Source organism: Sphingopyxis sp. DBS4, assembly GCF_024628865.1.
In the GTDB taxonomy this organism is placed as follows: Bacteria; Pseudomonadota; Alphaproteobacteria; order Sphingomonadales; family Sphingomonadaceae; genus Sphingopyxis.
In genome coordinates this window covers 3,025,102-3,046,179 of sequence record NZ_CP102384.1, presented here as the reverse complement: position 1 = coordinate 3,046,179, position 21,078 = coordinate 3,025,102, and the positions used below count along the sequence as shown (strand labels likewise).

The window sequence follows — 21,078 nt, the reverse complement described above, 5'->3', positions numbered from 1 at the left end:
CATATAGGGGAACCTGCGACATGGCCGAATTCCGCCTGCCCAAGAACAGCCGCATCCAAAAGGGCGGCACGGTCCACAAGGCCGAGGGGGCGACGAACGTCAAGACGTTCAAGGTCTATCGCTATAGCCCCGACAGCGGCCAGAACCCGCATTTCGACACGTTCGAGATCGATCTCGACACATGCGGTCCGATGGTGCTCGACGCGCTGATCAAGATGAAGGGCGAGCAGGACAGCACGCTGACCTTCCGCCGTTCGTGCCGCGAGGGCATCTGCGGCAGCTGTTCGATGAACATGAACGGCAAGAACGGCCTCGCCTGCACCACCGCGATCGAGGATCTGAAGGGTGATATCCAGATCACCCCGCTGCCGCACATGGAAGTCATCAAGGATCTGGTTCCCGACTTCACGCATTTCTACGCCCAATATGCGTCGATCGAGCCGTGGCTGAAGACCAAGACGACGACGCCGAGCGGCAAGGAGCGCCTCCAGTCGCCCGAGGAACGCGAAAAGCTCGACGGCCTCTATGAGTGCATCCTCTGCGCCTGCTGCTCGACGAGCTGCCCCAGCTATTGGTGGAACAGCGACAAGTTCCTCGGCCCGGCGATCCTGCTCCAGGCCTATCGCTGGCTCGCCGACAGCCGCGACGAATATACCGGCGAACGGCTCGACGAACTGGAAGACCCCTTCCGCCTCTATCGCTGCCACACGATCATGAACTGCGCCAATGCCTGCCCCAAGGGCCTCAGCCCGGCGCGCGCGATTGCCGAGATCAAGAAGCTCGAGGCCGAGCGTCAGGTCTGATGCCGCGCTGGCTGCCAGCGCTGGTCGCGCTGGGGCTGGCCGGCTGCGCCGCAAAACCCGCTGTCGAAACCGTTCCGCCGCCGCGCACCTACGCGCATGGCATCGGCGGTGCGACCTTCCTGATCGGCGGAGCTTTCCCGCCCGGCCGCTCGCCTGATGGTAACAGCCTGATCCTCTACGGGCCCGAGGGCGCCTTCGTGATCGACACGGGGCGGCACTCCGAGCATCTGACGGCGATCAGGCAGGGACTGAGCGGGATCGGCATGTCGCCTGTCGCGATCGTCAACACGCACTGGCATCTCGACCATGTCAGCGGCAATCCGGCGCTCAAGGCCGCGTTTCCGGATATCAAGGTCTATGGCACATCGGCGATCGACGGCGCGCTGACCGGCTTCCTCGCCAAAAGCGCCGAATCCTCGCGCAAGGCGCTCGCCGACGGCGCGGTCCCTGCGAGCGCGCTCGCCGATGTCGAGGGCGATCTCGCCACGATCGGGCGCGGCGCCGAACTGCGGCCCGATATCATCGTCGATGAATCCCGCGATATGACCATCGCAGGGCGGCCGCTGTCGCTGCGGGTCGCGCGCAACGCCGTGACCGAACGCGACCTCTGGATCTATGACGCGGCGGAAAAGCGCGCGATCGTCGGCGACCTCGTGACGGTTCCGGTTCCGTTTCTCGATACCGCCTGCCCCGAAGGCTGGCTGAAGGCGCTCGACGGCGTCGCGGCTTCGGGTGCCGAGCAGGTCGTTCCGGGCCACGGTCCGATCATGCCGATCGCCGATTTCGCTATCTGGCATCGCGCCTTTTCCGACTTTATCGCTTGCGCGCGGGGCACGAGCGCGCTTGAGGGCTGTTCGACCGGCTGGCTGACGGGTGCCGCGAAGTGGATCGCGGGCGACACGGCGCGCGCGAAGGCGATGGCCGACTATTATGGCGAGCTGGTACGCTCGGGGAAACTGGACGGATATTGCACGGCATGAATGACGGGATCGAGGAGCCGAAGCGGCGCGAGAATTTCAGCGCCGAGGAACTGACGGACGGCTGGATAAGCTGGAATCTCAAGGACAAGGACCGCTTCAACGCGTTCATCGAGCCGCTGTCGGTGCGCAGCGAAAGCCCGACCGGGGACGGCCGCCCTTGCGCCCGGGTGCGGATGCACCCCGAACGCCGGCACAGCAATCTCGGCGACAATGTCCATGGCGCGGTCAGTCTGGCGCTCGTCGACGTCGCGCTGTTCGCGGCGTCGCATCAGTTCGGATCGCTCGAGGCGGGGCATTCGGTGACGCTCGACCTTTCGACCCAGTTCGTCGGCGCGGGGCGCGTCGGCGAGCCGCTCGACGCTATCGTCGAGCTGGTGCGCGAGACCGGCCGGCTGATCTTCCTGCGCGGACTGGTCGTGCAGGGCGAGGGAGACGAGCATATCGTGCTGACATTCGCCGGGACGATCCGCAAGGCGAGCCGGAAATGACCGATGTTCTCGCGGCCTATGACGCGCTCGTCGCGGGCGGTGAGCTCCGGCCCGACCCCGAGCAACGCGCCGCTGCGGAGCGATTGAACCATTTGCAGGAGGAACTTGAGGCTTCGCCGCCGCGCGGCAGCCTGCTCTGGCGCATCGCGGGCCGCAAGCCGGAGGCGCCGCGCGGCGTCTACCTCTGGGGCGCGGTCGGGCGCGGCAAGTCGATGCTGATGGACCTTTTCTACGACCAGCTCCGCATTCAGCGGAAGCGGCGCGTCCATTTCCACGCCTTCATGCAGGAGGTTCACGCGCGGATGCGCGAGGTGCGCAAGACCGAGAGCGGCGACCCGATCCCGCAGGTCGCCGCGGCGCTGGTCGAGAATATCCGCTGCCTCGCCTTCGACGAGATGGTCGTCAACAACAGCGCCGACGCGATGATCCTCTCGCGCCTGTTCACCGCGCTGATCGACCGCGGCGTCACCGTCGTCGCGACGTCGAACCGGCCGCCATCCGACCTCTACAAGGATGGGCTCAACCGCGAGCATTTCCTGCCCTTCATCGCGCTCGTCGAGGCGAAGCTCGATGTGATGAGCCTCAACGGCCCGACCGATTACCGCCGCCATCGGCTCGGCGACGGCAAGCGCTGGTTCGTCCCCGCCGACGATGCGGCGAGCGCAGCGCTGTCGGCCGCCTTCTTCCGCCTCACCGATTATCCGCCCGAGGACCGCGCGCATGTCCCGACGCTCGATCTCGACGTCGGCGGCGGGCGCCTCCTGCATGTTCCCAAGGCGCTCAAGGGCGTTGCGGTCTTTTCGTTCAAGCGCCTGTGCGGCGAAGCGCGCGGGGCGGCGGATTATCTGGCGGTCGCGCGTCATTTTCACGCCGTGATCCTCGTCGGCATCCCGCGCATGGGGCCTGAGAACCGCAACGAGGCGGCGCGCTTCGTGACGCTGATCGACGCGCTCTACGAATATAAGGTCAAGCTGCTCGCGAGCGCGGCCGCCGAGCCCGACGCGCTTTATGTGGCGGGCGACGGCGCCTTCGAGTTCGAGCGCACCGCGAGCCGCCTCTCTGAAATGCAGTCCGACGATTATCTGGCGCTCGGCCACGGCCAGGACGATGCCGACGCATGATCTTCGCGTCACAATAGACTTGCATATAGAGGGGCGGAGCCCCCCGCTCCCGCTTTATTGTTATTGCGAACCATTTGCAAAAAAAGGCGGAATTTCGTCCTTTTGGCGGTTGTTTCCTTAGGGGAATCGGCGTAGGGGCGTCGCCAGTCTTGGGACCGGAGCGGGGCGTCAGGCCCGTGCCCCCGCGGTCCGTGAACCTTTGCCGGGCTTGCCAGGAAGGGAGTGCCGCGCGCCATGGGACGCAAGAAGATCGCATTGATCGGAGCCGGGAATATCGGCGGAACGCTGGCGCTGCTCGCCGCGCAGAAGGAACTCGGCGATGTCGTCCTGTTCGACGTCGTGGAAGGCGTGCCGCAGGGCAAGGCGCTCGACCTGTCGCAGGTGGGCCCGATCGCGGGCTTCGACGCGAAGATCACCGGCACCAACGATTATAAGGACATCGCGGGCGCCGACGTCATCATCGTCACCGCCGGCGTCGCCCGCAAGCCGGGCATGAGCCGCGACGATCTGCTCGGCATCAACCTCAAGGTCATGAAGGCAGTGGGCGAAGGCATCAAGGCGAACGCTCCCGACGCTTTCGTCATCTGCATCACCAACCCGCTCGATGCGATGGTCTGGGCTCTCCGTGAGTTCTCGGGCCTCCCGCACAACAAGGTCGTCGGCATGGCCGGCGTGCTCGATTCGGCGCGCTTCAGCCACTTCATCGCCGACGAGTTCGCCGTCTCGGTCAAGGATGTGAACACCTTCGTGCTCGGCGGCCACGGCGACACGATGGTCCCCGTCGTCCGCTACTCGACGATCAACGGCATCCCCGTTCCCGACCTCGTCAAGATGGGCCTGTCGACGCAAGAGAAGATCGACGCGATCGTCAAGCGCACCCGCGGCGGCGGCGGCGAGATCGTCGCGCTCCTCGGCACCGGATCGGCCTTCTACGCCCCGGCCGCGAGCGGCATTGCGATGGCCGAAGCCTATCTCGGCGACCAGAAGCGCATCCTGCCCTGCGCCGCCTATGTCGACGGCGAATATGGCGTCGACGGCCTGTACGTCGGCGTGCCGGTGCAGATCGGCGCGGGCGGCGTCGAGAAGATCGTCGAGATCGAACTCGACGGCGCCGACAAGGCGGGCCTGCAGGTCTCGGTCGATGCGGTCAAGGAACTGCTGGAGGCGTGCAAGAATCTGGATTCGTCGCTGGCGTGATGTTGTCGGCGGCCTTTCTCTTTTTGGCGGCGACGCAGCTCGATCAACCGTCAGGTCTTGCCGATTTTTTCTGGCAGGCTTGTACGGAGGGGCAGGTGAGTCTGCCTTCTGATTGGAAGGCCGTTGATCCCCAGGAAATGCCTCGGCAAGTGAAGGATCGATACGACTATTCTTCGGACCTGAAGGCCTATGCCCCGGCGTCCGGCGAGCGATCCTATCTTGTCTTCGCCGAATATGCGCAGCCTGTGGGCGGTGTGGTTCGGCGGTGCGGCGTTTTTTCGCGCCGCTGGAATGCGTCGACCGCGTTTCGCGGTGTTTCTGCGCACGCCAATGGCGGTTCGATATCGCCACCGCCTGGAACTTTCGTCGCGTCGAGTATGCCCTTTTATTCGGACGGCTTTGAAATCAGAATTGAAGACGTGGCTTCGATGGGGATGGCGGAAGTTGTAACGTTCGATGCTTCAACCGCCAAGCAGTTGATGGCGCAGCAGCAGGCCGAATCGCGGAAAGCAGGGAAAAAGCCATGAGTTTGAAGCTGCGCCGCTATCATGCGGCTTCGACTATCCCGTTCATATGGTTTTGATCGAAGATTGAGAGTGCCCGTCCAATTCGTGGGCCGACATGGAGTTTATTGAATATGTCCATCCTGATCGACAAGAATACCAAGGTCATCACCCAGGGGATGACCGGTGCTACCGGCACCTTCCACACCGAGCAGGCGCTTGCCTACGGCACCAAGATGGTCGGCGGCGTGACGCCGGGCAAGGGCGGCACGACGCATATCGGCCTGCCGAACTTCAACACGGTCGAGGAAGCCAAGGCCGCGACCGGCGCGACCGCGAGCTGCATCTATGTCCCGCCGCCGTTCGCCGCCGACTCGATCCTAGAGGCGATCGATGCCGAGATGGAACTGATCGTCTGCATCACCGAAGGCATTCCGGTGCTCGACATGGTCAAGGTGAAGCGCGCCCTGTCGGGTTCGAAGTCGCGCCTGATCGGCCCGAACTGCCCCGGCGTGCTGACCCCCGACGAATGCAAGATCGGCATCATGCCGGGTTCGATCTTTAAGAAGGGCAGCGTCGGCGTCGTCTCGCGCTCCGGCACGCTGACCTATGAGGCGGTGTTCCAGACCTCGAACGTCGGCCTTGGCCAGACGACCGCGGTCGGCATCGGCGGCGACCCCGTGAACGGGACGAACTTCATCGACGTCCTCGAACTCTTCCTCGCCGACGAAGCGACCAAGTCGATCATCATGATCGGCGAAATCGGCGGCGACGCCGAGGAACAGGCGGCGCAGTTCCTGATCGACGAGGCCAAGCGCGGCCGCAAGAAGCCGATGGCCGGCTTCATCGCGGGCCGCACCGCTCCTCCGGGCCGCCGCATGGGCCACGCCGGCGCGATCGTGTCGGGCGGCAAGGGCGACGCCGAAAGCAAGATCGCGGCGATGGAGGCAGCGGGCATCGCGGTGTCGGCAAGCCCGTCGGAGCTGGGCACGACGCTCGCCGAGGTGCTCAAGGAACGCGTCTGATCGAACGGCCCGCCGGCATCCTTCGCCGGCGGGCTTTCGTTCCTATATGAAGAATACCCATTCCTTCCTCCCCGTGGAAAAGCAGATGAACCTCGAACGACAAAGCTTCGACATCGACGAACCGCAGGCCGGCCCGAGCTGGGCGCCGAAGAACTGGCCGCCGATCGACAGCGACGACCTGACCGCCGCGCTCGATCCGCAGCAGATGCAGGTCGCGGTGAAGGCGGCCGCCGCCAAGGCCGGCGTGCCGCTGTCGAATGCCGAGGTCGAGCGCGCGGCCGACGATTCGATCCGCGCGATGATGCTGATCCGCACCTATCGCGTCCGCGGCCACCTCGCCGCCAAGCTCGATCCGCTTGGGCTCAGCACGCGCGAACTTCCCGGTGACCTGACCCCCGAATATCACGGCTTCACCGGCGCGGCGCTCGACCGGCCGATCTGGCTCGGCGGCACGCTCGGCCTCGAAAAGGCGACGGTGCGTGAGATCGTGGCGATCCTTCAGGCCAATTATTGCGGCGCGGTCGGCCTCGAATATATGCACATCGCCGACATCGTCGAGCGCCAGTTCCTGCAGGAGCGGATGGAAGGCGCCGACAAGATCATCGAATTTTCGGTCGAGGGCAAACGCGCTATCCTGAACAAGGTGATCGAGGCCGAGGAGTGGGAGAAATTCCTCGCGCGCAAATATGTCGGCACCAAGCGTTTCGGCCTCGACGGCGGCGAATCGATGATCCCGGCGATGGAATCGATCATCAAATATGGCGGCCAATATGGCGTGAAGGAAATCATCTACGGCATGGCGCATCGCGGGCGCCTCAACATGCTCGCGAACGTCATGGCAAAGCCGTACAAGGTGATCTTCCACGAATTTTCGGGCGGCAGCGCCAACCCCGACGACGTCGGCGGCTCGGGCGACGTCAAATATCACCTCGGCACCTCGACCGACCGCGAGTTCGACGGCATCGCGGTCCATATGTCGCTCGTCCCTAACCCCTCGCACCTCGAGGCGGTCGATCCGGTTGTGCTCGGCAAGGCGCGTGCGCAGCAGGTGGTGCGCGACGACCTCGGCAAGCATGAGCAGGTGCTGCCCGTGCTGATCCACGGCGATGCGGCGTTCGCGGGGCAGGGGATCGTCTGGGAATGTCTCGGCTTCTCGGGGATTCGCGGCTACAATACCGGCGGCTGCATCCATTTCATCGTCAACAACCAGATCGGCTTTACGACCAGCCCGCAATTCGCGCGCTCGTCGCCCTATCCGTCGGACGTCGCGAAGGGCGTGATGGCGCCGATCCTGCACGTCAACGGCGACGACCCTGAAGCGGTGACCTTTGCCTGCAAGCTGGCGATCGATTTCCGCCAGCGCTTCAAGCGCGATGTCGTGATCGACATGTGGTGCTATCGCCGCTTCGGCCACAACGAAGGCGACGAGCCCTCGTTCACCCAGCCGCTGATGTACGCGCGCATCCGCCAGCATCCGCCGGTGTCGCAGCTTTGCGCCACGAAGCTGGAGGGTGAGGGCGTGATCGACGCCGGCTGGGCCGACAAGCACCGCGCCGAGTTCGTCGCTCACCTCGAAGAGGAATTCGAGGGTGCGAAAAGCTACAAGCCGAACAAGGCCGACTGGTTCGCCGGCCGCTGGTCGGGCCTTTATGCGCCGACCGATCCCGAAGGCGCACGCCGCAACATCGCGACGGGCGTTTCGGAAAAGCTGTTCGACGCGATCGGCCGCACGCTGACCACGATCCCCGTCGACCTGGAGGTTCACAAGACGCTGCGCCGCGTCATCGACGCGCGCGCCGCGATGTTCGCCGACAAGAGTGATGGCGAAGTGTTCGACTGGGCGACCGCCGAACAACTCGCTTTCGGGACTTTGCTCAGCGAAGGCTATCAGGTGCGCCTGTCGGGCCAGGATTCGGGCCGCGGTACGTTCAGCCAGCGCCACGCCGTCTGGGTCGACCAGAAGGACGAGCATAAATATGTGCCGCTGACGACCGTCCCGCATGGCCGTTTCGAGGTGCTCGACAGCCCGCTTAGCGAATATGGCGTGCTCGGCTTCGAATATGGCTATGCGATGGCCGATCCGAAGAGCCTCGTGCTGTGGGAAGCGCAGTTTGGCGATTTCGCCAACGGCGCGCAGATCATGATCGACCAGTTCATCGCCGCGGGCGAGGCGAAGTGGCTGCGTGCCAACGGCCTCGTGCTGCTCCTCCCGCACGGCTATGAAGGGCAGGGCCCCGAGCATAGCTCGGCACGCCTCGAACGCTTCCTGCAGCTTTGCGCGGGCGACAATATCCAGGTGTGCAATATTTCGACCCCGTCGAACTATTTCCACGTCCTGCGCCGCCAGATGCTGCGTTCGTTCCGCAAGCCGCTGATCATCATGACGCCCAAGTCGCTGCTCCGCCACAAGCTGGCGGTATCGCAGCGCTCGGACTTCATCGGCGACGCGCATTTCCGCCGTATCATGTCGGATCGCACCCCCCCCGAGGACGCCAAGATCAAGCGCGTCGTCCTCTGTTCGGGCAAGGTCGGCTATGATCTGATGGAAGCGCGCGACGCGGCGGGACTGACCGACACGACCGTGGTCCGCATCGAGCAGATCTATCCCTTCCCCGGCGAGGCGCTGGCCGTCCGCCTGAAGCGGATGAAGAATCTCGAGGAAGTGGTGTGGGCGCAGGAGGAACCGCGCAACAACGGCGCCTGGTTCTTCGTCGAGCCGCTGATCGAGGAGTCGCTGAAGGAGGCGGGGCACAAGGGAATGCGCGCGCGCTATGCTGGCCGCGCCGCCGCCGCGTCGCCCGCGACCGGCCTGATGAGCCGCCACCAGACCGAACAGGCGGCGCTCGTCGCCGACGCGCTCGGCCTGTCGGTCCGCGCCGAAATCCGCCGGACGAAGAATAAGGCTTAGGATTATAAGGGTGTGCCCCTGCGAAGGCAGGGGCCCATCTCCCACCGTTTGATGATGGGCCCCTGCCTTCGCAGGGGCACGGAAAGAGAAAAAGCGATGAGCACCGAAGTCAAAGTCCCCACGCTGGGCGAAAGCGTCACCGAAGCGACGATCGGCGAATGGCTGAAACAGCCGGGCGACCCCGTCGCGGTCGACGAGCCGATCGCCAGCCTCGAAACTGACAAGGTCGCGGTCGAAGTGCCGTCGCCGGTTGCCGGAGTGATGGGCCAGCAGGTCGTCGCGGTCGGCGAAACGGTCAATGTCGGCGCGGTGATCGCGACGATCGAAGCGGGTGACGGAAAAAGCGCGGCGCCCGCGCCCGCCGCCAAGGAAGCCGCCGCTCCGGCCCCCGCCGCCGCGACCGCTCCGGCGCCGGCCGAGGAGAGCGGCGACGGCGTCCCGACGCTGTCGCCTGCGGTGCGCCGCCTCGTGCTCGAGCATGGCGTCGATCCGACCAAGATCAAGGGCAGCGGCAAGGACGGCCGCCTGACCAAGGAAGATGTGCTCGCCGCCGCCAATGCCGCGCCCGAAGTCGCGCCGGCACCCGCGGCGGCGCCCACTCCAGCCCCCGCCGCGAGCGGAACGCCGGGCCGCCGCGAAGAACGCGTCAAGATGACGCGGATGCGCCAGACGATCGCCAAGCGGCTGAAGTCGGCGCAGGACACCGCGGCGATGCTCACCACCTTCAACGACTGCGACATGTCGGCGGTGATCGCGACGCGCGACAAATATCGCGAGAGCTTCGAGAAGAAGCATGGCGTCCGCCTCGGCTTCATGAGCTTCTTCACCAAGGCGGTCGCGCTCGCTGCGCACGACATTCCGGCGGTCAACGCGCGGATCGACGGCGACGAGATTGTCTATCACGACTATCTCGACGTCTCGGTCGCGGTCAGCGCGCCCAACGGGCTCGTCGTGCCGATCGTCCGCAACGCCGACAGCCTGTCCTTCGCCGACATCGAGAAAGCGATCGCGGACCTCGGCAAGCGCGCCAAGGACGGCACGCTGACGATGGACGACATGACCGGCGGCACCTTCACCATCTCGAACGGCGGCGTGTTCGGCGGCCTGATGTCGACCCCGATCATCAACCCGCCGCAGTCGGCGGTGCTCGGCCTCCACCGCATTGAGGACCGCCCGGTCGTGCGGAACGGCGAGATCGTCATCCGTCCGATGATGTATCTTGCGCTCAGCTACGATCACCGGCTGGTCGACGGCCGGGAGGCGGTGACCTTCCTCAAGACGATCAAGGAAGCGATCGAGGATCCGGCGCGGCTGCTGATCGATCTGTGAGATTCTCCCCGACCCCGTGAGGGGCGAAAGGACTGAAAAATGGCTGATTACGACTACGACGTCCTTGTCATCGGTGCCGGCCCCGGCGGTTATGTCGCGGCGATCCGCGCGGCGCAGTTGGGCCTGAAGACCGCGTGCGCCGAGGGGCGCGAGACGCTGGGCGGCACCTGCCTCAACGTCGGCTGCATCCCGTCGAAGGCGATGCTCCATGCGTCCGAATATTATGAGGCCGCGGCCGGCGGCGCGATGGCGGCGATGGGCATCAAGGTGAAGCCCGAACTCGACCTCGGCGCCATGCACGGCCAGCGCAAGGACGCGGTCAAGGGCCTGACCGGCGGCATCGAATTCCTGTTCAAGAAGAACAAGATCGACTGGTTGAAGGGCTATGCCCAGTTCACGTCCAGCGACACCGTTGACGTGGCGGGCAAGAGCGTGCGCGCGAAGAACATCATCATCGCCACCGGATCGTCGGTGACGCCGCTTCCGGGTGTCGAGGTCGATAACGCCAAGGGCGTGATCGTCGATTCGACCGGCGCGCTCGAACTTGCCAAGGTGCCCGGCCATATGGTCGTGATCGGCGGCGGCGTGATCGGGCTCGAACTCGGCAGCGTGTGGCGCCGCCTCGGCGCCAAGGTCACCTGCGTCGAGTTTCTTGACCAGATCCTCCCTGGCATGGATGGCGACGTCCGCAAGGAAGCGAACAAGATCTTCAAGAAGCAGGGTATCGAGTTCAAGCTCAAGACCAAGGTCACGGGGGCCGAAGTGAAAGGCAAGAAGGCGGTGCTGACGCTCGAACCCGCGGCGGGCGGCGAGGCCGAGACGCTGGAGGCCGACGTCGTGCTGGTGTCGATCGGGCGGCGTCCGAACACCGACGGGCTCGCGCTCGACAAAGCGGGGCTTGCGGTCAACAAGCGCGGTCAGATCGAGACCGACCATGATTTCCGCACCAGCGTTCCCGGCATCTGGGCGATCGGCGACGTCATCCCCGGCCCGATGCTCGCGCACAAGGCCGAGGACGAAGGCATCGCCTGCGCCGAGAATATTGCGGGTCAGACCGGCATCGTGAACCACGATGTCATTCCGTCGGTCGTCTACACCTGGCCCGAGATCGCCGGCGTCGGCCTGACCGAGGAAGCCGCGAAGGAGCGCGGTGAGGTCAAGGTCGGCAAATTCCCGATGCTCGCGAACAGCCGCGCCAAGACCAACCACGAGCCCGACGGCTTCGTGAAGGTGATCGCCGATGCCAAGACCGACCGCGTGCTCGGCGTCTGGATCATCGCCAGCGTCGCGGGCACGATGATCGCGCAGGCGGCGCAGGCGATGGAATTCGGCGCGACGTCCGAAGACATCGCCTACACCTGCCACGCCCACCCGACGCATAGCGAAGCGATCAAGGAAGCGGCGATGGCGGTGACGGGCAAACCGATCCACATCTGATCCTCGTCGTCATTGCGAGCGCAGCGAAGCAATCCAGGGTAGCGTAAGCCTCTCTGGATTGCTTCGCTGCGCTCGCAATGACGTGGCTCGTGGCGGCGAGGATGGTATAGGAACGCATGGACACCCAAACCCTCATCCGCCTGCTCGACCTCGCGGGCATCGGCGTCTTCGCGCTGTCGGGCGCGCTGATGGCGGTGCGGCTGCGTCAGACCTTGGTCACCGCCTGCTTTTTCGCGCTGGTGACGGGCGTTGGTGGCGGCAGCGTGCGCGACCTGCTGATCGGTGCGCCGGTCTTCTGGGTGCAGGACGGCGCGATCGCTGCGGTGTGCATCGCGATCGCGCTCACCGTCTGGGCGACGCCCGAACGCTGGTGGCAGGGGCATCTGCTCGAATGGGCCGATGCGGTGGGGCTCGCCGCCTATGCGGTGTTCGGCACCGCGAAAGCGCTTGCCTGGGGCGTGCCGCCGGTGCCGGCGCTGATGATGGGGGTGATCACCGGCTGCGTCGGCGGCACGATCCGCGACATATTGGCGGGGGTGCCGTCGATCATCATGCGGCCCGAAATCTACGTCACCGCGGCGGCGCTCGCGTCGGGGCTCTATCTCGTCCTGCTGTGGCTTGGCCTCGGGACGGCGGTGGCGGCGATCGCGGGCGCCGGCGCCGGATTCATGCTGCGCGGCGCGGCAATTCGCTGGTCATTGGCGCTTCCGGCCTATAAGGGGCCCCGCGAATCGCGGTAAACAGCGGCCTAATCGAGGCGCAACGCCGACTTAACATCGATCCGCTAAGGATGCGGGCGCGCGGAGAGGCGCGCCGTGGGGACCATTTCCATCTTGATGACATTGCTGATCTCGTTCGGCGCCGGGGTCGAGGCGCCCGATTGCGCGAGTGCGTGCGGCGATCCGGCGGCGACTGGCCGCTGGATCGTCGGGCTGTCGCTGATCATCGTCCTGTTGCCGCTGATCGCATGGACCGTGGCGCGCCTTTTGAGGCGCCGCCATAGCGTCGGGCGCGCGCGCCGCTTGCTCCGCCGTCTCGCCTGACTTTCCGTCCCGGCTTGACCCCACCGCGCTTCGCGGCATGGTGGAGGGAAAGGAATGGGAGACGGCATGACCACGGCACAAGCGACGGCGAACGGCATCGACATCACCTATGAGGACAAGGGGCCGAAGGATGCGCCGCCGATCCTGCTGGTGATGGGGCTGGGGGGACAACTCACCCTCTGGCCCGACGAGTTCGTCGACGCGCTCGTCGCGCACGGCTTTCGCGTCATCCGCTACGACAATCGCGACGTCGGCCTGTCGACGCGCTTTGACGCCGCGGGCGTTCCCAACCTCAAATGGATGTTCGTCAAGGCGGCGCTGCGGCTGCCGGTGCGCAGCGCCTATACGCTCGCCGACATGGCGGCTGACGGCATGGCGCTGCTCGACCATCTCGGCATTGCGCGCGCGCATATCGTCGGTGCGTCGATGGGCGGGATGATCGTCCAGCATATGGCGGCGCGCTATCCCGAGCGGGTGCTGTCGCTGACCTCGATTATGTCGACCACGGGCAATCCGCGCCTGCCGCGCGCGCAGAAGGAGGCGATGCGCGTTCTTGCGGGCCGGCCGATGAGCGGCGATGCCGAAGCGATGATCGCCTATTCGGTGAATGCCGCGCGGGTGATCGGCAGCCCCGGCTATCCTGCCGAGGAGGCCCGGCTCCAGCGCCGCGTCCGCGGCGATTACGAGCGCGGCTGGTATCCGCAGGGCGTCGCGCGCCAGATGGCGGCGATCGTCGCCGACGGCGACCGCCGTGCGATGCTGAAGGCCGTTACAGCGCCGACGCTGGTGATTCACGGCGAGGCCGATCCGCTCGTGCCGATCGAGGGCGGGCGCGACACCGCCGCGCATATCGCGGGTGCGCGGTTGCTGACGATCCCCGGCATGGGGCACGACCTGCCGCTCGCGCTCGTCGATACGCTGACGGGGGCGATTGCGGAGCATGCGCGGGGCGTGGCGGTCGCGGCTTAATTCCTCCCCTCCCGGAAGCGGGAGGGGCAGCGAGACTTGCGAGCTTGCTCGCTAGTCGCAGCGGGGTGGGTCATTGCAACGTCGCTGCCCACCCCCAAACCCTCCCGCCTGCGGGAGGGGAGAGACTACTTCAATAGCAGCGCCAGCGCCCCCAGCCACCCTTTCGCCTCCGGCGCGCGCGGCACCGCGGGCAGGAAGGCGCGGCAGTCGAGGCAGCTTGCCTGCACCGACCCCGACCGGGTGAGCATGGTCAAATCCTGCGCCAGCCGCCGCTCGGTGAGCTGGCGGTTCATCGCCGCGATGCCGAACCAGCCGCGGGGCGCCATCGCCTGCTGATCCTGCTCGGCACCGGTCAGGCTGGCGAGCATCTTGGAAAATTCGCTCGGCTCTTCCTCATAATATTTGGCATGATAGGCGCCGTCGATCTTCGCCATCTTCGCCGCCGCGGCGAGCGCGTCGGGGAGGCCGCCGAACTGGTCAACAAGACCGATCTGGCGCGCGGTGCCGCCGGCCCAGACGCGGCCTTCGGCGATCTCCCGGATCTTCTCGATCGGCTGCTTGCGGCTCTTGGCGACGAGGCCGGTGAAGCGCGCGTAGATATCCTCGACGCTTGCCTGCGCGAGCGCGTTGAACTCGTCGTTCACGCCGCCGAACACGTCGGGCTGGCCCGACAGTGGCGTCGTCGCGATGCCATCGGCATTGACCCCGATCTTCGCGAGCGCCTGATCGAAGCTCGGGATGATGCCGAAGACGCCGATCGAGCCGGTGATCGTGTCGGGCTCGGCGAAGATGCGGTCGGCGGGGGTCGACACCCAATAGCCGCCCGATGCCGCGACATTCGCCATCGAGACGATGACCGGCAGCTTCTTCGCCTTGGCCTGGAGCAGCGCCTGGCGGATCTGTTCCGATGCGAGCACCGACCCGCCGGGCGAATCGACGCGCAGCACGATCGCCTTGGTGCCGCTGTCGGCGACGGCGTCGAGAATATGCTCGGCGATCGTGTCGCCGCCGGCCGAGCCGCCGCCCGTTTCGCCATCGACGATCTCGCCGACGACGGGGACGACGGCGATCGCCGCGCCTTTCTCTTCGGGCGGATTGGCCGCGACCCAGTTTTCGAGCGGGATCGCGTTATATTCCCACGGGCGGCTGTCGTCATAGACGCCGCTGATCTCGGCGACGCGCTCGCTGAATGCCATGCGGCTGCCGACCTTGTCGATCAGCCCGGCCTCGACCCCCGCTTTCGACAGGTCGTTGCCCGCCGCCTTCACCGCGCCCGCGGTGTCGGCGATGAAGGCGTCGATCCTGGCCTTCGGCCGCGCTTTCCTGACGTCGGTCAGCCAGTTTTCCCACAGGACGCCGGCATAGGCGCGGTCGGCCTCCTTCGCCTCGGGCGACTGGTCGCTGCGCAGATAGGGTTCGACCGCGCTCTTGAAGGTGCCGACGCGATAGATGTGCGCGGTGATGCCGAGCTTGTCCATCAACCCCTTGTAATAAAGGCGCGATCCGCCCGGTCCGGCGATCGCCACGCCGCCGATCGCATCCGACCAGATTTCGCTCGCATGGGCCGCGACCTGATAGCTGTCGGTGGTATAAGCGGTGGCGAAGGCGAGCACCGGCTTCTTCGCCGCGCGCACCTTGTCGACCGCCGTGCCGATCTCGGCAAGCGACACCTGGCCGCCGCCGAGGAAGCGGTCTAGGTCGAGCACGACCGACGTGACGCGCTTGTCGGTGGCCGCGGTTTCGAGCGCGTGGACGATGTCGCGGGTGCGCAATTCCTTGAGCTGCGCGCCGCCCGACAGCGCCGCGAGCGGATCGACATCCGAAGGCTGTTCGGTGACGACGCCGTCGAAATCGACGACGAGCGCGCCCTTGCTGACCGGCAGCGACGCATTGGGGCGTCCCGCGAGCAGCGCGAAGAGCGCGACGAAGAACAGCAGCAGGAAGACGAGCGCCAGCCCGTCCTTGATCGCCACGAGCAGGTGCCAGACCTTGCGTGGAAAGCTCGTACTCCCGCCGGGCTTGTCGTCGCCGGGCAGCGGCCGGCGGACGGGGATGGCCCAGGGGCCGGCGGGATCGGTGGGAGGCGTGGCGGTGGTGTCGGTCATGCCCGCAAACCTAGGGATGCGCCTCGCCCTTGGCAATGCACGCTTCGACGGGCGGGAGACGGGGAGGGGGCGAACGACTTTGTACCAAGTTCGTCATTGCTTCGCTTCGCTCGCAATGACGAGCTTTATAACCACCCCTCGCTGCGATACCAGCGCACCGTTTCCGCGAGCGCATCCTTGGTATCGAGCGCCGGTTTCCACAGCATCGCAGGCGGTCGCGCGCCCTCGGCCGCCACCCAGTCGGGATGGGCGATATAGCGCGCGCGGTCGGGCGTCAGCTTTGCGGCCTTGCGGCGCATCAGCGTGTCGAGCCGTCCAGCGGTTTTGAGCACCGCGCCCGGAACCGGCAACGCGCGGACATGCGTCCGGCCCACGGCCTCGCCGACCGCGCGGGCGAAATCGCCGTGGGTCCAGCCGCCTGCCCGGCCGTCGTCGGGTTCGTATATCTGCCCGATGCTCGCCGCGCGGTCGGCGGCGAGCGCGACGAGCAGGCGCGCCAGCTCCTCGACATAAATCGCCGACATCCGCCCCGGCGGGACGAGTGCGATGCCGCGCCGCGCCATGCGGAACAGATCGAGCATCTCGCTGTCGCCGGGGCCGAACACCGCAGGCGGGCGCACGATCGTCCAGTCGAGCCCGCTGTCTTCGACGACCTTTTCAGCGCGTTCCTTCGACCAGCCATAGTTGGAGATGTCGGGCTCGCGCGCCGCGAGCGACGAAACATGGACGAAGCGCCGCACCCCCGCACCGCGCGCCGCCGCGACGACATTCGCGGTTGCGGTCGCATTCCCCGTTTCGAAATCGGCACGCGTCGGCACGTTCACGACGCCGGCGATATGCATCACGGCATCGCTGCCCGCCGCCATGTCGGCGAGCGCTTCGGGTCGGTCGAGCGCGCCCGCGATCCAGGTGACGCCGTCCCGCGCCTCCTGCGGGCGGCGGGTAAGGGCGCGGATGTGCCAGCCCGCGGCGACCGCCTGCCGCAGCGTCGCCTTGCCGACGAAGCCGGTCGCCCCGGTCATCGCCAGCACCGGTGCCGTCACAGCAGCACCATATGGTCGCGGTGCACCATCGCGGTGCGCGGGGCATAACCAAGCGCTGCCTCCTGCGCATCGCGGCCGAGGCCGAGGATCGCGGTCGCGTCGGCGACGGGATATTCGGACAGGCCGCGCGCGACGGTGCGTCCGTCGGGCCCCGCGATGTCGAGGATGTCGCCGCGCACGAAAGCGCCGGTGGCGCCGGTGACGCCCGCGGCTAGCAGGCTCGCGCCGCCACGCAGCGCCTTTACGGCTCCGGCGTCGATCGTCAGGCGGCCCTGGGCGGTAAGCCCGCCCGCGAGCCATGCCTTGCGCGCGCTCGCACCCTTTTCGGCGACGAAGATCGTGTGGCGCGCGTCGGTCGAAAGCGGGCGCGGCGTGCGCCCCGATGCGATGGCGAGATGCGCGCCTGCCGCATTGGCGATGCGCGCCGCCGCGATCTTCGACACCATGCCACCCGATCCCATGCCCGATGCCGATCCGGTGTCGGCCATCGCCTCGATCGTGCCGTCGATACGCTCGACACGCGCCACGTGGATCGCACCGGGAAGCGCGGGGTTGCGGTCGTAGAGTCCGTCGATGTCGGACAGCAGCACGACGCCGCCCGCGCCTGCCGCCTGCGCGACGCGCGCGGCGAGCCGGTCGTTGTCGCCGAAGCGGATTTCCTCGGTCGCGACGCTGTCATTCTCGTTGATGATCGGCACCACGCCGAGCCCGAGCAGCCGGTCGAGCGTCGCCGCGGCGTTGAGATAGCGGCGGCGATGTTCGAGGTCGTCGAGCGTCACGAGCATCTGCGCCGCGGTCAGCCCCTCGGCGCCGAGCACCTCGGCCCAGACCTGGCTCAGCGCGATCTGCCCGGTCGCCGCCGCCGCCTGCGCATCCTCGAGGCTGGCGCGCCCGCCCTTGGTCAATCCCAGTCGCCGCGCGCCGAGCGCGATCGCCCCCGACGAGACCACCGCGATCTGCTGTCCAGCGCGCGTCCGTTCGGCGATGTCGGCGGCAATCCCCGCCAGCCAGTCGCGCCGCACCGCGCCGTCCGGGTCGACGAGCAGCGCCGATCCGATCTTGACGATCAGGCGCGGGCAGGAGGCGGGAGGGAACAGGGTCATGGCGCTGCCGATAGCGCGGAGATGGTCCTACGCCAATGCGAATGTCCCACAGGTGCGGCGTTGCTTGCAGATGGAGAGTGGCCAATCCCTCCATCATCGTCATTCCCGCGAAAGCGGGAACCCAGAGTGGGGTGAGCCGACGCACGCTCTGGGTTCCCGCTTTCGCGGGAATGACGATGCTACTTAGGTCTCCAATCGACCAAAGGTCAGCCGGTGACCTGTCGGGTTCAGATCGGCGACCAGTCGCCGCCCGCATCCTCGCTCTCATCCTCGCCCGGTTCGGGATGGCCGATCGCCTCGAGCAATTTGTCGAGCACCGCGCCGACGCCCGCGCCGCTGGCGCCCGACAGCGCCATCACCTTATGACCGCTTTCAGCTTCGAGTTCGGCCGAAATCGCCGCGATCAGCTCGTCGTCGAGCGTGTCGATCTTGTTGAGCGCGACGATCACCGGCTTGTCGATCAGGTCGGCGCCATAGGCCTCCAGCTCGTCGCGGACGATGCGATAGCTGGTCGCGACATCCGCGTCGTTCGCGTCAACCAGATGCAGCAGCACGCGGCAGCGCTCGATATGCCCCAGGAAGCGGTCGCCAACCCCGGCGCCCTCGGCGGCGCCCTCGATCAGGCCGGGAATGTCGGCAATGACGAACTCCTGCCCCTTGTGACTGACGACGCCGAGCTGCGGGCGCAGCGTCGTGAAGGCATAGGCGCCGACCTTGGCCTGCGCGTTGGTCACCGCGTTGATGAAGGTCGACTTGCCGGCGTTGGGCAGGCCGACGAGCCCCGCGTCGGCGAGCAGCTTCAGCCGCAGCCACACCCACATTTCCTCGCCGGGCCAGCCCGGCCCGTGCTGGCGCGGGGCGCGGTTTGTCGAGGTCTTGTAGCTCGCATTGCCGCGCCCGCCGTCGCCGCCGCGCAGGAAATGGAGGCGCTCGCCCTCCTTGGTGAGGTCGGCGAGCAGGCTGCGCTCGTCGTCGTCGGCGAGGATCTGGGTGCCGACCGGCACCTGGATGACAAGGTCGGGGCCGCCCGCGCCGGTGCGGTCGCGCCCGGCGCCGGGGGTTCCGCGCTTCGCCTTGAAATGCTGGGTATAGCGGAAATCGATCAGCGTGTTGAGGCCCGCGACCGCCTCGAACACCACGTCGCCGCCCTTGCCGCCGTTGCCGCCGTCGGGGCCGCCATATTCGATATATTTCTCGCGCCGGAACGACACGGCGCCGGGGCCGCCGTCGCCCGACTTGATGAAGATCTTGGCCTGGTCGAGGAAATGCATCGGGGGCCTTTAGGGAGATGCAGTGCAAAATGCACCTAATTCCTGCCTGATGCGAACGGTTTTGAGGCAGGAAAGCTCGTCATTGCGAGCGAAGCGAAGCAATCCAGAGTGGTTTACGCTACCCTGGATTGCTTCGCTTCGCTCGCAATGACGAGCATTTTCAAACTAATTTCGGCAGATCACCCCCGCCGCCCGATCCCGTGCGACAGCATCGATTCGAGCGCGATCTCTCTCGCGCGGCTGCGCGGGACGCCGAGGGCGCGCGACAGCGGACCGCCGAACAGCGCATCGCCGAGCGCCATCAGCACGAGCTGCATCGTCTCGTCCTCGATCGGCGCTTCCTCCTCGCTATGATCCTCGCGCAGTTCCTCGACCAGGTCATGGATCGCCTTCAGGATCGGGTCGAGCGCATTTTCATTGCCCGACAGGATCATCCAGCTCGCGAGCGCTCCCGCGCCGCCGGTGTCGAAAGCGTCGAAGGCGAGGTCGACGACCTCGCGCGGATTCTGCTCGCTCGCGCGCTGGCGGAACACCGCCTCGCGGATCGTCGTGGTGATGAACGCCGCCATCTTCTCGATCAGCGCCTGCTGCAGCCCCGCGGCGCTGCCGAAATGATGGAGCAGGTTCGCATGGGTGCGGTCGACGCGCGCCGCGACGGCTTTCAGCGTCACCGCCTGCGGACCGCTTTCGATCAGGATTTCGCGGGCCGCTTCCAGCGCGGCCGACCGGCTCTCCTCCGGGCTCAGCCGCTTTCTTGATATTGACACCACTGTAAGTAACCTTTAACACCATACCCCATGGGACGTCCCCACGTCCCGCAACCCCTTTTCGACGGTGAAGACCATATGTCCAGCCTTTCCCGCTCTCCGACCCCCGACGATCTGTCGATTACGCCGCGCGACAAGCGCTTCGGTCGTGACGACCGGCAGGGGCGCTGGTGGCTGAACGGCGATCCGATCGCGTCGGCCTTCCACACCGCGCTGTCGGTTACCTTTCCGCGCGGCGAGGCGATGTTCATCGAGGCGGTGAAGGCGCACCGCGACGGCGTTCCCGACAAGCTCGCGCGCGAGATCCGCGCCTTCACCCAGCAGGAAGTGATCCACAGCCGCGAGCATGTCGTCTTCAATCGGAAAGCGGCGGAGGCGGGCTACGACCTCAGCGAACTTGACGCCGACGTCAGCCACGTCCTCGACCTCATCAAGACGCGCCCGCCGATCGTCAACCTGATGGCGACGATCGCGCTCGAACATTATACCGCGATGATGGCGGCGGTGATGCTGAAAGATCCGAAGATGTACGCGGGCGCCGAGCCCGAATGGGGTGCCTTGTGGAAATGGCACGCGATCGAGGAGATCGAGCATAAGGGCGTCGCCTACGACACCTGGCTCCACGCGACGAAGGACTGGAGCCGCTGGAAGCGGTGGAAAGCGAAATCGCTGATGATGCTGCTCGTCACCAGCCGCTTCTGGCCGCGCCGCGTCAAGGGGATGAAGGCGCTGCTGAAGCAGGACGGGCTGACCGGCTGGCGCGTGACGGCGCGCATCTGGTGGTATCTGCTCGGCTCGCCCGGCATCCTCCGCAAGAGCTTCGTGCCGTGGCTGTCCTATTTCATGCCGGGCTTCCACCCGTGGAACCATGACGACCGGGCGCTGATCAGGAAATATGAAGGCGATTATGCCGACGCGCTGATGCCCGCGCATTCCTCGGCCCCTGAATTGGCGGCCGCCTGACCCGGAGGTTCCGCAAAGGCGGG

The 21,078-nt window shown here is 66.5% G+C and carries 19 protein-coding genes; 14 read left to right on the top strand and 5 right to left on the bottom strand.

Features of this window, described 5'->3' with window-relative positions:
* Positions 1–20 precede the first annotated feature (20 nt).
* The 13 genes from NP825_RS14540 (at position 21) to NP825_RS14480 (ending at position 13,803) form a co-directional block, all read left to right on the top strand.
* Positions 21–803, top strand: a complete 783-nt coding sequence (locus NP825_RS14540; RefSeq protein ID WP_257544772.1) for a succinate dehydrogenase iron-sulfur subunit — start codon at positions 21–23, stop codon at positions 801–803.
* A complete protein-coding gene (locus tag NP825_RS14535) occupies positions 803–1,783 on the top strand; it encodes an MBL fold metallo-hydrolase (RefSeq protein ID WP_257544770.1) in 981 nt (326 codons plus the stop codon). The genes NP825_RS14540 and NP825_RS14535 overlap by 1 nt, the downstream gene beginning before the upstream one ends.
* Positions 1,780–2,271, top strand: coding sequence for a PaaI family thioesterase (locus tag NP825_RS14530; protein ID WP_257544768.1), 492 nt, complete (start codon positions 1,780–1,782; stop codon positions 2,269–2,271). The genes NP825_RS14535 and NP825_RS14530 overlap by 4 nt, the downstream gene beginning before the upstream one ends.
* Complete coding sequence (gene zapE / locus NP825_RS14525; protein WP_257544766.1) at positions 2,268–3,392, top strand: cell division protein ZapE; 1,125 nt, start codon at positions 2,268–2,270, stop codon at positions 3,390–3,392. The genes NP825_RS14530 and zapE overlap by 4 nt, the downstream gene beginning before the upstream one ends.
* A 234-nt stretch (positions 3,393–3,626) precedes the next feature.
* The gene (gene mdh / locus NP825_RS14520; RefSeq protein WP_257544764.1) at positions 3,627–4,589 is read left to right on the top strand and encodes a malate dehydrogenase; all 963 of its coding nucleotides are present in this window, start codon (positions 3,627–3,629) and stop codon (positions 4,587–4,589) included.
* The gene (locus NP825_RS14515; RefSeq protein ID WP_257544762.1) at positions 4,559–5,116 is read left to right on the top strand and encodes a hypothetical protein; all 558 of its coding nucleotides are present in this window, start codon (positions 4,559–4,561) and stop codon (positions 5,114–5,116) included. Before mdh ends, NP825_RS14515 begins: the two co-directional genes overlap by 31 nt.
* Positions 5,117–5,226: 110 nt before the next feature.
* The gene (gene sucD / locus NP825_RS14510; protein WP_257544760.1) at positions 5,227–6,117 is read left to right on the top strand and encodes a succinate--CoA ligase subunit alpha; all 891 of its coding nucleotides are present in this window, start codon (positions 5,227–5,229) and stop codon (positions 6,115–6,117) included.
* A gap of 85 nt (positions 6,118–6,202) precedes the next feature.
* Positions 6,203–9,025, top strand: a complete 2,823-nt coding sequence (locus tag NP825_RS14505; RefSeq protein WP_257551477.1) for a 2-oxoglutarate dehydrogenase E1 component — start codon at positions 6,203–6,205, stop codon at positions 9,023–9,025.
* Between the two features lie 96 nt (positions 9,026–9,121).
* On the top strand, positions 9,122–10,354 hold the full coding sequence (gene odhB, locus NP825_RS14500) for a 2-oxoglutarate dehydrogenase complex dihydrolipoyllysine-residue succinyltransferase (protein WP_257544758.1): 1,233 nt from the start codon (positions 9,122–9,124) through the stop codon (positions 10,352–10,354).
* 39 nt (positions 10,355–10,393) lie between these two features.
* Positions 10,394–11,791, top strand: coding sequence for a dihydrolipoyl dehydrogenase (gene lpdA, locus NP825_RS14495; RefSeq protein ID WP_257544756.1), 1,398 nt, complete (start codon positions 10,394–10,396; stop codon positions 11,789–11,791).
* Positions 11,792–11,907: 116 nt separating this feature from the next.
* A complete protein-coding gene (locus NP825_RS14490) occupies positions 11,908–12,531 on the top strand; it encodes a trimeric intracellular cation channel family protein (protein WP_257544753.1) in 624 nt (207 codons plus the stop codon).
* A gap of 96 nt (positions 12,532–12,627) precedes the next feature.
* A complete protein-coding gene (locus tag NP825_RS14485) occupies positions 12,628–12,834 on the top strand; it encodes a hypothetical protein (RefSeq protein WP_257544751.1) in 207 nt (68 codons plus the stop codon).
* 66 nt (positions 12,835–12,900) lie between these two features.
* Complete coding sequence (locus NP825_RS14480; RefSeq protein ID WP_257544749.1) at positions 12,901–13,803, top strand: alpha/beta fold hydrolase; 903 nt, start codon at positions 12,901–12,903, stop codon at positions 13,801–13,803.
* Positions 13,804–13,928: 125 nt separating this feature from the next.
* Here the strand turns inward: NP825_RS14480 and sppA are convergent, their stop codons facing one another.
* From sppA to NP825_RS14455, 5 genes are all read right to left on the bottom strand, one after another.
* Positions 13,929–15,908, bottom strand: a complete 1,980-nt coding sequence (gene sppA / locus NP825_RS14475) for a signal peptide peptidase SppA (RefSeq protein WP_257544747.1) — start codon at positions 15,906–15,908, stop codon at positions 13,929–13,931.
* A gap of 125 nt (positions 15,909–16,033) precedes the next feature.
* Positions 16,034–16,930 (bottom strand): NAD(P)H-binding protein, encoded by an 897-nt coding sequence (locus tag NP825_RS14470; protein WP_257551475.1) that lies wholly within the window; start codon positions 16,928–16,930, stop codon positions 16,034–16,036.
* Positions 16,931–16,947: 17 nt separating this feature from the next.
* Complete coding sequence (proB, locus tag NP825_RS14465; protein ID WP_257544745.1) at positions 16,948–18,054, bottom strand: glutamate 5-kinase; 1,107 nt, start codon at positions 18,052–18,054, stop codon at positions 16,948–16,950.
* Positions 18,055–18,281: 227 nt separating this feature from the next.
* On the bottom strand, positions 18,282–19,325 hold the full coding sequence (gene obgE / locus NP825_RS14460; protein WP_257544743.1) for a GTPase ObgE: 1,044 nt from the start codon (positions 19,323–19,325) through the stop codon (positions 18,282–18,284).
* A gap of 179 nt (positions 19,326–19,504) precedes the next feature.
* Positions 19,505–20,092: a TetR/AcrR family transcriptional regulator gene (locus NP825_RS14455; protein WP_257544741.1), complete on the bottom strand. Its 588-nt coding sequence runs from the start codon at positions 20,090–20,092 to the stop codon at positions 19,505–19,507.
* Positions 20,093–20,170: 78 nt separating this feature from the next.
* Here NP825_RS14455 and NP825_RS14450 point away from each other — a divergent pair, with 78 nt between their 5' ends.
* Positions 20,171–21,055 carry a metal-dependent hydrolase gene (locus NP825_RS14450; protein ID WP_257544739.1) on the top strand — a complete coding sequence of 295 codons (885 nt, stop codon included), beginning with the start codon at positions 20,171–20,173 and terminating at the stop codon, positions 21,053–21,055.
* Positions 21,056–21,078 lie beyond the last annotated feature (23 nt).

Excerpts from the sequence above, each read along its gene's own strand:
- mdh (WP_257544764.1), top strand. The coding sequence starts at position 3,627 with ATGGGACGCAAGAAGATCGCATTGATCGGAGCCGGGAATATCGGCGGA.
- NP825_RS14530 (WP_257544768.1), top strand. The coding sequence starts at position 1,780 with ATGAATGACGGGATCGAGGAGCCGAAGCGGCGCGAGAATTTCAGCGCC.
- sucD (WP_257544760.1), top strand. The coding sequence starts at position 5,227 with ATGTCCATCCTGATCGACAAGAATACCAAGGTCATCACCCAGGGGATG.
- NP825_RS14470 (WP_257551475.1), bottom strand. The coding sequence starts at position 16,930 with ATGACCGGGGCGACCGGCTTCGTCGGCAAGGCGACGCTGCGGCAGGCG.
- sppA (WP_257544747.1), bottom strand. The coding sequence starts at position 15,908 with ATGACCGACACCACCGCCACGCCTCCCACCGATCCCGCCGGCCCCTGG.
- NP825_RS14540 (WP_257544772.1), top strand. The coding sequence starts at position 21 with ATGGCCGAATTCCGCCTGCCCAAGAACAGCCGCATCCAAAAGGGCGGC.
- zapE (WP_257544766.1), top strand. The coding sequence starts at position 2,268 with ATGACCGATGTTCTCGCGGCCTATGACGCGCTCGTCGCGGGCGGTGAG.
- odhB (WP_257544758.1), top strand. The coding sequence starts at position 9,122 with ATGAGCACCGAAGTCAAAGTCCCCACGCTGGGCGAAAGCGTCACCGAA.
- NP825_RS14505 (WP_257551477.1), top strand. The coding sequence starts at position 6,203 with ATGAACCTCGAACGACAAAGCTTCGACATCGACGAACCGCAGGCCGGC.
- lpdA (WP_257544756.1), top strand. The coding sequence starts at position 10,394 with ATGGCTGATTACGACTACGACGTCCTTGTCATCGGTGCCGGCCCCGGC.
- NP825_RS14450 (WP_257544739.1), top strand. The coding sequence starts at position 20,171 with ATGTCCAGCCTTTCCCGCTCTCCGACCCCCGACGATCTGTCGATTACG.
- NP825_RS14490 (WP_257544753.1), top strand. The coding sequence starts at position 11,908 with ATGGACACCCAAACCCTCATCCGCCTGCTCGACCTCGCGGGCATCGGC.
- proB (WP_257544745.1), bottom strand. The coding sequence starts at position 18,054 with ATGACCCTGTTCCCTCCCGCCTCCTGCCCGCGCCTGATCGTCAAGATC.
- obgE (WP_257544743.1), bottom strand. The coding sequence starts at position 19,325 with ATGCATTTCCTCGACCAGGCCAAGATCTTCATCAAGTCGGGCGACGGC.
- NP825_RS14480 (WP_257544749.1), top strand. The coding sequence starts at position 12,901 with ATGACCACGGCACAAGCGACGGCGAACGGCATCGACATCACCTATGAG.
- NP825_RS14535 (WP_257544770.1), top strand. The coding sequence starts at position 803 with ATGCCGCGCTGGCTGCCAGCGCTGGTCGCGCTGGGGCTGGCCGGCTGC.
- NP825_RS14485 (WP_257544751.1), top strand. The coding sequence starts at position 12,628 with ATGACATTGCTGATCTCGTTCGGCGCCGGGGTCGAGGCGCCCGATTGC.